At 39.6% G+C, this 11,847-nt stretch carries 9 protein-coding genes; 5 read left to right on the forward strand and 4 right to left on the reverse strand.

Going from position 1 to position 11,847, the window contains the following annotated elements:
* The first annotated feature begins 16 nt into the window (after positions 1–16).
* Both AAGD16_RS06330 and AAGD16_RS06335 read left to right on the forward strand, forming a co-directional pair.
* Positions 17–796, forward strand: a complete 780-nt coding sequence (locus tag AAGD16_RS06330) for a TatD family hydrolase (protein WP_013464702.1) — start codon at positions 17–19, stop codon at positions 794–796.
* A 4-nt stretch (positions 797–800) separates the two neighbouring features.
* Positions 801–2,660 (forward strand): alkaline phosphatase D family protein, encoded by a 1,860-nt coding sequence (locus AAGD16_RS06335; RefSeq protein ID WP_377114347.1) that lies wholly within the window; start codon positions 801–803, stop codon positions 2,658–2,660.
* 909 nt (positions 2,661–3,569) lie between these two features.
* Here AAGD16_RS06335 and AAGD16_RS06340 read toward each other — a convergent pair.
* The 4 genes from AAGD16_RS06340 to AAGD16_RS06355 all read right to left on the reverse strand — a co-directional run bounded on the left by AAGD16_RS06340 (position 3,570) and on the right by AAGD16_RS06355 (position 8,212).
* Positions 3,570–4,892 (reverse strand): O-antigen ligase family protein, encoded by a 1,323-nt coding sequence (locus AAGD16_RS06340; protein WP_377114350.1) that lies wholly within the window; start codon positions 4,890–4,892, stop codon positions 3,570–3,572.
* A gap of 64 nt (positions 4,893–4,956) precedes the next feature.
* Entirely contained in the window at positions 4,957–5,502 is a 546-nt protein-coding gene (locus AAGD16_RS06345; protein ID WP_013464705.1) for a hypothetical protein, read from the reverse strand.
* A gap of 21 nt (positions 5,503–5,523) precedes the next feature.
* Positions 5,524–7,530 (reverse strand): EAL domain-containing protein, encoded by a 2,007-nt coding sequence (locus tag AAGD16_RS06350; RefSeq protein ID WP_377114353.1) that lies wholly within the window; start codon positions 7,528–7,530, stop codon positions 5,524–5,526.
* Positions 7,514–8,212, reverse strand: coding sequence for a transglutaminase-like cysteine peptidase (locus tag AAGD16_RS06355; RefSeq protein ID WP_029609966.1), 699 nt, complete (start codon positions 8,210–8,212; stop codon positions 7,514–7,516). The genes AAGD16_RS06350 and AAGD16_RS06355 overlap by 17 nt, the downstream gene beginning before the upstream one ends.
* Before the next feature lie 258 nt (positions 8,213–8,470).
* On the opposite strand from AAGD16_RS06355, the gene galU reads away from it, so the two are divergent.
* Genes galU through wecC form a run of 3 tightly spaced genes read left to right on the forward strand, consistent with a single transcriptional unit; the run spans position 8,471 to position 11,824 of the window.
* A complete protein-coding gene (galU, locus tag AAGD16_RS06360) occupies positions 8,471–9,367 on the forward strand; it encodes a UTP--glucose-1-phosphate uridylyltransferase GalU (RefSeq protein WP_377114356.1) in 897 nt (298 codons plus the stop codon).
* 39 nt (positions 9,368–9,406) lie between these two features.
* On the forward strand, positions 9,407–10,540 hold the full coding sequence (gene wecB, locus AAGD16_RS06365; protein ID WP_377114359.1) for a non-hydrolyzing UDP-N-acetylglucosamine 2-epimerase: 1,134 nt from the start codon (positions 9,407–9,409) through the stop codon (positions 10,538–10,540).
* A gap of 33 nt (positions 10,541–10,573) precedes the next feature.
* On the forward strand, positions 10,574–11,824 hold the full coding sequence (wecC, locus tag AAGD16_RS06370) for a UDP-N-acetyl-D-mannosamine dehydrogenase (RefSeq protein WP_090492899.1): 1,251 nt from the start codon (positions 10,574–10,576) through the stop codon (positions 11,822–11,824).
* Positions 11,825–11,847 lie beyond the last annotated feature (23 nt).

Consider the following 11,847-nt stretch of genomic DNA (forward strand, 5'->3'; position numbering starts at 1 on the left):
AAAAACAGGCCTTATTTTGATTGTAGATTCTCATTGCCATTTAGACCGTCTTGATTTTGATAAACTCGATTTAAACCTAGACCAAGTACTTGATAACGCCCGTGCCAAAAAAGTAGAACACTTTTTATGTGTGAGCGTCACACTTGATCAGTTCCCTAACATGCTAGAGCAAATTAAGCATTACGACGACGTATCAGCGTCCTGTGGTGTACATCCGCTTGATCAAAAAGACGCGCTCAACAAACAGCAATTAATTGATTTAGCCTCGCACCACAAAGTAGTGGCCATTGGCGAAACCGGACTTGACTACTATTACGCAAAAGACACTCACGCAGTGCAGCAAGCAAGCTTTGTTGGCCATATTGAAGTAGCCAACGAATTACAAAAGCCACTTATTATTCATACCCGCGACGCACGTGCCGACACCATTAATTTAATGCGTGAACACAAAGCAGAAAACTGCGGTGGGGTATTACATTGCTTTACCGAAGATTGGGATATGGCTAAAAAAGCCATTGATATGGGTTTTTATATTTCTATTTCAGGTATTGTAACCTTTAAAAATGCGGTAGAACTTAAAGAAGTGGTAAAACAAATCCCACTTGATAGACTGCTTATTGAAACCGACTCGCCGTATTTAGCCCCAGTGCCGTACCGTGGTAAAACTAATCAGCCAGCGTATGTGGAAGACGTTGCTTATTATATTAGTGAACTAAAAGGCATTAGCTTTAACGAGTTGGCAAAGGCTACTACCGATAATTTTTATTCTTTATTTAAATTAGCAGCTAAAGGCTAACCTCATGACGACTCTCTCGGTGCAACACCCGCTGTTACTTATGGGGCCTATGGTGCGCCGAGCAGAAAAAACCACAGTTTGTATTCAGTTTGCTACCTCAAAGCAGGTAAACGGCCGTATAGAGCTAATGGGTTACGAATGCTATAGCGAACAAAACAGCGTTAGACTGGGTGAACATTTATTTTTACAATTCATAGTTATTAAACCCATAAACAGCCAGTTCCCGCGCGATATATTACTACAATATCAGCTGTTTTTTGATGATAGCCCTGTTGATTTATCAGCGTTTAGTTTTAATGATGGCGCGTTACCTGCGTTTGTGATCCCCAAAAGACTGACGCAAATATTGCATGGCTCATGTCGCAATGCACATCATCCCGCAAAAGACAGCCTAGTTAGTTCAAGTCAGTGGCAAGCTACTCAACGCAGTAATAATCAACAAGGGGCGCAGTTGCTATTGCTCTCGGGCGATCAGGTATATGCTGACGATGTAGCAGGGCCTATGTTATTAGCTATCCATCAACTCATTGAGCAATTAGGCATTTACAAAGAGCAAGCGCTTGCGCTGGATTTACCCGACGATATTAGCCAACAGCTTTATGGCCGCCATCATTTACTCCCTACCACCTCATGGAAAAAGCGCTCTAAATTAGGCATAGGTTACTGGTTAAAAAAAGACGAGCCGCATTTTTCTAGCGTAAAAGCGTATAACCACCTTATTCATTTTGAAGAGTTTGTAGCACTGTATTTACTTAATTTTAGTAGTACCGCGTGGCAATATGTTGACTTATCAAAGCTAAATTACTCAGGCGGTAACGAAAAAAGCCAAGCATTGTTTAGCACAGAAAAAGCCACACTCATTGATTACGCTAAAGGCTTAGCTGAGGTAGAGCGATTATGTGCCAATGTGTCTACCTTAATGATGTTTGACGATCACGATGTAACCGACGATTGGAACCTCACCGCCGGGTGGGAGCAAGCCATTAATCAAAACCCCAGTAGCAAGCGTATTGTAAATAATGGCTTAGCAAGCTATTGGCTGTTTCAGGGAATGGGGAACGACGCACTGCAAAAAACTGGTGCGCTACTTACTCCATTTACAACAAGTCTAGCTGGGGATAAGCAATGGCAATTCAAAGCATTTGATAAACATCTAAACGATTTTAACCATTGGCATTATGAGCTAACAACTATTCCTAAAGTGGTGGTGCTTGATACCCGAACACACCGCTGGCGTAACGAGCAGAACTTTAATGAACCCTCAGGCTTGTTAGATTGGGAGCGTCTCACTGAGCTTGAAGAAAGCCTACTCAGCCATGACCAAGTCATTATTGTATCGCCCGCACCGGTGTTTGGAGTCAAATCAATAGAGGCGATTCAAGCGGTGTTTAACATGTGTGGGCAACCGCTTATGGTTGATGTAGAAAACTGGATGGCGCATGAGGGCTCAGCTAAAAAACTGCTCGACACATTTAGACGTACCGACACCCCAAATGAAACGCTGATTTTATCAGGCGACGTGCATTATTCGTTTTGTTTTTCAGTGCAAAAGCGCTTTGGCGATCACCCCAACAGAATTTGGCAGCTCACAGCTAGTGGCATTAAAAACGAGTTCCCGCGTAAGCTAATAAATGTGCTTGATAAGCTCGACTCCATTTTATATGGCCCTAAAAGTCCGCTTAACTTTTTTACTAAACGCTGGCATATGGAAGTCGACAAACACCAAACTAAAGGCAAAGGGCAAAAGTACCTAGTAAGTGATTCGGCTATTAGTTTGGTTACTCTCAAAGGCGGTAATTTAGACCGTTACCAGCTCATACACGGCGACGGCCACACCACCGAATTTGATTTAGAAGAGCAGTAAATTTGAACAGGCGATAGGTTTTAAATTGATATTATTGCCGACGTGTAGCAGCGACTTTATGTCGCGGCATTCTTTGATGTCGTGAGCGACGGGCGACGAGCTTCGAGCTTCGAGTTACGGGCTAAATAACTAAAAGCGCAGCGTCTCTTAACCCTCTTTGTGAATAAATCACTTAAACCCAAAACATAAAAATTATTCTTGAACCACAGAGGACACCGAGGCGCTACACGCTGCACTGAGAATACAAAGCAAAAAGCCTAATACCTTTTACTTTTCTAATGCTCATAACGTTTGTATTTAGTCACTTTCTCTGTTTTCTCCAACCCTCGGTGGTAAATAAATCACTAAGATCTTATTGTAATAATAGTACTGGGTGAAGGATTAAGCTCGAAACCCGTTAACTTTATTTAAAACCTTTATTCTTGAACCACAGAGGACACCGAGGCGCTACGCGCTGCACTGAGAATACAAAGCAAAAAGCCTAATACCTTTTACTTTTCTGATGCTTATAACGTTTGTATTTAGTCACTTTCTCTTTTTTCTCCTACCCTCTGTGGTAAATAAATCACTAAGTTCTTATTGTAATAATAGTACTGGGTGAAGGATTAAGCTCGAAACCCGTTAACTTTATTTAAAACCTTTATTCTTGAACCACAGAGGACACCGAGGCGCTACACGCTGCACTGAGAATACAAAGCAAAAAGCCTAATACCTTTTACTTTTCTAATGCTCATAACGTTTGTATTTAGTCACTTTCTCTTTTTTCTCCAACCCTCGGTGGTAAATAAATCACTAAGATCTTATTGTAATGATATAACTGGATGAAGTGTTAGGTGTTAGAGCTTGCTCACGGCGGGTTGCGAACTACGGGTTTCGGGATTAGGCTCGTAACCCGCTCCCCGCAACCCGTTAACTTTCACTTCGCCGTTTTTTAATCCTTTTTGGTGCTGGCAACTTATTGGTTAATAAAGCTAAACATAACACTACTATAAACAACATCGAATTAGCCCCCGCTTGCAGCGAATAATCAACCGACGAATGCAGCATCATTGCCACAATAGCTGTAGCACAACCAAACGCCACACCCTGATAAAGGGCCGTTTTGCGCGTTCGCATAGTATTAATACATAACCATAAACAATAAACCACTAACAGCCCCAATAACGCCGTTGCAGGAATACCCAGCTCAACTGCAAATTGCACATAATCGTTATGCGCATTGTCGTAATAACCAGAGTAGGGCTCAGACTGATATGCAGGAAACGCAGTGTAAAAAGTACCGCCGCCCGAGCCTAATAACGGGTTATCTAAAATTAGTGGGATTGAGTCGCGTACAACTTCATCGCGAGTTTCCGATTGTAAACTGGTTTCGCTAATACGTTGTTTTACTTTTTCTACATCGAAAATGGCACCAATGATGATTAAATCGATAATAAAAAAGCTCACAATCAGTAACTTAAATGCCTTAGGCTTTTGTTTATAAACAAACAGCGCCAGTAAGCTCACTATAATTAAGGCGATAAAAAAGGCCGAATTACCCATGCGACTACGGGTTAAAATAAGCGCCACAATTATAATAATTAGCGATATACGCAAAATTATTTTAGAGCTTAATATAATCTCAGCCCAAGCACGTAAGGTTTGTTTTAAAGTAGGCTTGTAGCCGTTGTTAGTGCGTTTTAGTTCGCTAATTAAAGCACCAATGCCTAAGCATAAGCACAGCGCTAAATAGTTAGCTAAAAAGTTAGAATAGGTAAAAGTACCAATCGCTCTGTCGGTGTGTTTGTAGCCAAATAAAGGGCTAACAATATCGGGCGATAAGTTTAAGTAACTAGCATACAAAGCCTGAAAAACACCGGCGCAAATAACGGCGTAAATTAATTTTTTAATACGATTTACATTATTACAGTAATTAAATATTAACCAGCTCAACATTATTAAAAAACTGGTTTTTAATAACATTTGTTTGGTTTGAAAAGCATCAACACTCACGCCAAATAACTGAACTCCACACACTAAAGCCACAATGCCTAAGGTAGTAAATAACGGCCAAGTATATCGAGGAGGGAAAAGTGCTTGGTGGTTATTTAAAACACTGTTTGCCAAGTGAGTAATAAAGGTAAAGCTAGTTAAAATACCAATAGCTAAAATTGCCCAAGGCCTATAACTACCTAAAGGAAGGGGAAGCAAAAAAAGGATCAGACAAATAAGAAAAAATATAAAACGATTCAAAATAAACTCAAACAAAGTAAAAACGCAGCCAATTGGCTGCGTTTGAATATACTAATAGTAAAAACTAGTTACCGACTTCAGATATACCGTTATCACCGCCTGTACCACCAGAACCTGGAGGTGTTGGTAATGTTGGTAAGCTGCCTACTGGCGGAGCAGGCTGACCCGCACCAGGACCTGCAGCAGTTGCTTCAGAAGCGGTTGTTGCATCAACACCTGCGGTAATTGCTGCTAGGGTAATTGCATCAGTATCTAAACCAGCATCCGAAAGAGCAGCTAAAAAGTCAGAAATTAATGGATTGTCTGCACCAAAACGTGCCACAACAGCAGCAACCATTGCATCTATATCAGCAGCGCCACAAGCGCCATTAAGCAGTTTTTCGTCTAGCTTGATTTTTTCTTTATTTTTACAAATACGTTTAATCGCTTCTACTAAATCTTCGCGTAATTGCTCTGGCGTAGTATCTGCTGTTACGTTATTAAGAATATCAATAATGCTATTTATGCTCACTTCTTGAACCACAGCATTATTATCCGTTTGTGCATAGGTTGGCAAAGCAGTTAGAGCAGACGCACTAGCTACTAAGCCAGCTAAAATTAATTTTTTCATTTCTCGTCCCTTGGTTGAGTACTAATTGCAAAATTTTAGCGCATCGGTGCAAAAAGTAAACTCTTTATTTACGCCATTTTCATTAGATTTAATAATTTTTGATGGTGGCAGTATTAAATTACCTTGTACCCCATCACATCCTAGGTATTCAAGTATTTCTAAAGTCTCGGTTTTTTCAATTAAACAGGCTAAAACTTTAATACCAAAGCCATGACAAATATTATTAACTGTTTGAATATAAAATTGACTTTGCGGGTTAGTTACCAAATCTTGAATGTAACTACCATCAATTTTAACGTACTCAATATCAAGACCTTGTAAATACCTAAACGATGTTAAGCTAGTACCAAAGTGTTCAATACACACATTAATACCCAGCTCTTTAATTGCATCTATATGTAAAGACGCAACATGCACGTTATAAAGCAAACCAATTTCATGTAGTTCAAACACTAAGTTTGTTTTAATTACCGGTTTAGTGTGCGAGTAAAGGGTAAGCCATTGTATAAAGTCGGCTGAATACAATGAGGCCTTACTAATATTTAACGCAAACACATCATTAGGGTAGTGCTCTTTTATATCAACAAAGCTACGTATAATTTTTTTATCGAGCTCTTCGGTTAAATTTAACTTTTCAGCCATCGCGAATAAGTGGCCATTATTTACCTTTTCACCTTCATGAATAAAGTGAGCAAATACTTCAAAGTAACACTGAGAATCAGTTTTATTAGCTTGTTTAACAGGTTGCACCGAAAAACTCACTTCGCCAGCATTTATAATCGACTTAATTAAGGTACGCCATTGGTTAACACTAAATAATGACTCTTTATCGTTTTTATCAAACGTAGTGTCTTCACCTATAGTGCAACCAGTATCAAGTAGCGATAACACTTCACCTAAACTCGCTCCTTGCTCAACACCAACAATCGCTAAATTAGCGTAACCGTTTATATGTAAGCTGTTTTCTTTTTGACTTAAATTATCAATGAGGTCTAAGCGGGCTTTATTTAAAAATAAAACGTCATATGGGGCCAGTAATACAAACGTACCCCCATTAAGCCTAAATATAGTTGAATTTGGTAGCTCATCGGCAACATGCTTAAGTATTTTAGCAGCATCAAGCACATGCTGATCACCATCTTGGTAGCTTACCACTTGGTTAATATTATTTAACGAGGGTAGGGTAAGCATCATCGCAGTAATTGGCGTATCGTCAGTAATATTATTTACAACAGAATTAAAGTGGTTTTCAAACGACTTACGGTTACCCAACCCCGTTAACGAATCTATGTATACTTCTTCAGTAAGCGCTTGTGTTTGTTTGGTCAGCGAATCAAACGTACTTTGTAAGTTTATAACCATGTTATTTATGGCTTGGGTTACAGTGCGAAGCTCCCGTGCTACTGGTATTTCTTTATTTAAGGTAAAGCGTTTTCGAGTAACTAAAGTGGCTTGGTCTTCTACTGCTTTTAACGGCTTAAATACTGCGCGTAAAATTAAAAATGCAATAGCCAGTGATGCTGCTAATAGCAAAAATGAGCTATATAAGCTGCGGAGTGTGTGTTGCCACAATGTAAGGTAAGATTGCCCAGTATGGCTGGTTACATCAAGTGTGCCTGCCATCATCCAACCATTGTTTATTTCAGAATGCATAGTAGGTGCACTCAGTTCAACAGCACTAATAAACCAACCTGGAACAGATTCAACGCGTTTAGGGTTTTGTAACTCAAACACTATATTATTTTGCACATCGGTAAATTTAATTTGGCTGTAATAACCAGAGTCAAAAATAGCGGTTGCCATCGTTTCGGCAATTACTAGGCTGTCGTCTTCTAAATAAGGAGATATAGAAAGCCCTAAACTGGTAGCGGTGTCTTGCGCATGGCTGGCCATTTGCGTTTGTAAATAATTACGGGTTGTATCCACATCGGTAATAACGCGTACACAAAATGAAATAACCGAAATTAATATGATCAAGCCATATACTTGAGTTTTTAAACTCAATCCATATTTAAATATTCGAGACATAACTACTAGTTCCTTTATTGTTACCGGCGGCGGGGGCAAGCTCACCTTGTTCAATTCGTTCAAGCATAGTGTTCCAAGCAGAAACGCCACGACTATTTTTAACCTTATTACCTAACCCTTTCGATTTGGCTAACCATAAACCTTGGCCATTAAAACTGTATATAGGTTTTAAATCGCCCCGATTGCTTGCAGGCACTAATTTTGTATTAAAGTTATCAAGCACCAACGGTATTTGGTTTGGTTGTTCAAAGTATATAAGCACCATGTGTGGTTGATTAACCGTACGCTGGCGAACATACATAAAGCGTATTTTATCTTCGGGGATACCTAAAGCGATTAAAGTAAAATATTTAGCAATAACATAATCTTCACAGTCACCCATGCCAACACCTAGGCTTTCTAGAGGGGTGGCCCAGTAATCTTTTTTTTGCCAAAGTTCGTCATCGGTTTTGTACTTTATATGCTTATTAAAAAAATCATTAACTAAATGAATTTTTTGCCATTCGCTCTTATCGGCAGAGTCATCTATAAAACTCAGCCACGTTTTTATTCGTTGGTGGCCTGCATCGCCGTAAAACTGTTTGGCACGGCTTATTATATCGCTATTTCGCAGATGCAAAAGCATGTCTTGTGCACAAGCAAAAAAAGACACTAATATAATGATGCAAATTCCAACGCGCACAAAGCCCATCCCTAAAATGTTAACAAAGCCATTATATTCCCATTGGAAGTAAATTGATAGATTACAAAAAAAGCAAAAATAAACCGTTAACAAAAAATTAACCTAAAACAATCAAAAAGGCTGCTTTTTATATTGAGCGATTATATGTGTTGTGTATAATAGCCGCCCATATGGTTAGTAGCGCTTAAAACTCGCTATTCGAAGCGACATTTATAAACAGCTACGTTATAACCAAAAGTAACTATAAAAGGAATTGAAGTGAAAGTATTAAAAGCAGTCTTGCCTGTTGCAGGCTTGGGTACCCGTATGTTACCAGCTACAAAAGCAACGCCAAAGGAAATGCTTCCATTAGTCGATAAGCCCCTCATTCAATACGTTGTAAACGAAGCAGTAAAAGCCGGTATTAAAGAAATTGTACTGGTTACTCATGCTTCTAAAAACGCTATAGAAAACCATTTTGACACTAGCTTTGAACTAGAAGCCACCCTAGAAGCGCGCGTAAAACGCAGCCTATTAGAAGAGGTGCGTTCAATAATCCCACGTGATGTAAGCATTATATCGGTTCGTCAATCGGCGCCATTAGGGTTAGGCCACGCAATACTTGAAACACGCCCAATTATAGGCAACAACCCATTCGCTATTTTATTGCCCGATGTAATTATCGATCAATATAAGTCAAATCTTAAGGTTGATAACCTAGCGCAAATGATCGCCCAATTTGAACGTACTCAACATAATCAAATTATGGTTGAACCTGTCCCTCATGAGGAAGTGCACAACTATGGTGTGGTTGATTTGGCAGGTAAAAATATTGCGCCTGGCGAAAATGCAACCATTACCAATATGGTTGAAAAGCCAAACAATGACGAAGCACCCAGTAACTTAGCCATAACAGGGCGCTATGTTGTATCACCCGCTATTTGGGATTTACTCGAATATACGCCTCCGGGGGCTGGCGGAGAAATACAATTAACAGATGCATTACTGCAGTTACGTCATCTTGAAACAATTGAAGCGTACCATTTAAAAGGTAAGTCACACGATTGCGGCTCAAAACTGGGTTACATGCTTGCAAATGTAGAGTACGCAATGCAATCAAGCCTAATGGGTGATGAATTTACAAAGCGCGTTAAGCAATTAATGGCAAATGCATAAAGTTATGCAAAACCGGTTAGTAAAAAATTAAGGGAAATCATGGCTATTAAAGTATTAAGTATTTTTGGTACGCGACCTGAAGCAATAAAAATGGCGCCACTTGTTAAAGCACTAAATGCAGCAGAAGGTATTGACGCAAAAGTATGTGTTACTGCACAGCATCGTGAAATGCTTGACCAAGTTTTAGAGTTGTTTGAAATTGTACCAGATTACGATTTAAATATTATGAAGCCGGGTCAAAGCTTATACGATGTAACAACAAATATTTTGTTAGGTTTAAAACCTATTCTTGAAGAGTTTAAACCAGATTTAGTCCTTGTTCATGGCGATACAAGTACGACTTTATCTGCAAGCTTAGCTGCGTTTTATCAGCAAATTCCAGTAGGGCACGTAGAAGCGGGTTTACGCACAGGTAACTTAAGTTCACCATGGCCGGAAGAGGGTAACCGTAAACTCACTGGCGCTATTACAAAGCTACACTTTGCACCAACGCAAACATCACAGCAAAACTTACTCAACGAAGCAGTAAATGCTGACGATATCGTAATTACTGGTAACACCGTTATTGATGCATTACTACAAGTGGTTGATAAGGTAAAAACTGATACCGCTTTAATCGCAACATTAAAAGCTAAGTTTCCAGAGCTCGATGAAACTAAAAAACTTATTTTAGTAACAGGGCACCGCCGTGAGAGTTTTGGTGGCGGTTTTGAGCGAATTTGTGAGGCGTTAGTAGAAATTGCAACCGCGCATCCAGATACACAAATTTTATACCCAATGCATTTAAATCCTAATGTACGCGAACCGGTAAACCGCATATTAAAAAATGTTGATAATGTGCATTTAATCGAGCCGCAAGACTACCTACCATTTGTGTACTTAATGAATCAAGCTCACATAATAGTAACCGACTCAGGTGGCGTACAAGAAGAAGCGCCAAGCCTAGGTAAGCCTGTACTTGTTATGCGTGATACTACAGAACGCCCAGAAGCGGTAGAAGCAGGTACAGTTAAATTAGTAGGTACAGACAAATCTCGCATTGTGAGTGAAGTAAATAACTTACTCACTAACGCTCAAGAATATCAATCAATGAGCCGTGCACATAACCCTTATGGTGATGGTAAAGCGTGTGAGCGCATTGTGGCTAAAATTAAGCAACACTTTAAAGATTAAAATAAAGTTTAAAACTTTTTCAAGGATTTAGTAATGACAATTAAAACAGTTTCAGTTGTTGGTTTAGGCTATATAGGTTTACCAACTGCAGCGGTTATTGCATCGCGTGGTATGAAAGTAATTGGTTTAGACGTAAGCGAAAAAGCAGTTAATACCATTAATGCCGGTGAAATACACATAGTAGAGCCTGATCTCGACATAATAGTTCGTGGCGTAGTATCTACTGGTAATTTAAGAGCGACTACAACGCCAGAAAAAGCCGACGCGTTTATGGTAGCTGTACCTACACCATTTATTCACAGCGAAAGTGGTAACCACAGTGCCGACTTAAGCTATATTGAATCGGCTGCAAAAATGATTGCCCCAGTGCTTGAAAAAGGTAACTTAGTTATTTTAGAAAGCACCTCACCTGTAGGTGCAACGGAGCAACTAGCCGCTTGGTTAAGTGAAGCGCGCCCAGACTTAACTTTCCCACAAGATAAAGGCGATGCCGCCGACATTAACATTGCGCATTGTCCAGAACGTGTATTACCTGGTTATGTATTACAGGAGCTGGTATCAAACGACCGCGTTATAGGTGGTATGAGCAAAGCATGTAGCGAAAAAGCGGTTAAGTTATATGAAACTTTCGTACGCGGCGAGTGTATTATTACCAATGCCCGTACTGCTGAAATGGCTAAGTTAACCGAAAACTCATTTCGCGATGTAAACATTGCCTTTGCCAATGAATTGTCGGTCATTTGTGACAAATTAAAAATTAATGTGTGGGAGCTTATTAAGCTTGCTAATCGTCACCCGCGTGTAAATATTTTAAATCCAGGCCCAGGTGTTGGCGGCCACTGTATTGCGGTTGACCCTTGGTTTATTGTTGCAAGCTGCCCAGACGAAGCAAAAATAATTAAACAAGCGCGCTTAACTAACGACGCAAAACCATTTTACGTAATTGAAAAAGTAGCAAAAGCCGCTGATGAATTTAAACGACCAGTTATTGCATGTTTAGGCCTTTCATTTAAAGCCGATATTGACGATCTTCGTGAAAGTCCGGCATTAAATATTGTTGAAGAATTAGCAGCAAAAAATATTGGTGAAATACTTGCGGTAGAGCCAAACATTGCAGAGCTACCAGCCAACCTAGCAGATAAAAATGTTAGTTTAGTGTCGCTAGAAAGTGCTCTAGAGCAAGCAAATGTCGTTGTAGTATTGGTTGATCATAAACAATTTAAAGCGGCGGATAAAACAGAGTTTGCATCAAAAGTTGTTATCGATACCCGCGGTATTTTGTAAGGCTAACATTTATGACTCCTTTT

The sequence above is a fragment of the Pseudoalteromonas sp. M58 genome (genome assembly GCF_042604605.1).
Classification (GTDB): Bacteria; Pseudomonadota; Gammaproteobacteria; order Enterobacterales; family Alteromonadaceae; genus Pseudoalteromonas; species Pseudoalteromonas tetraodonis.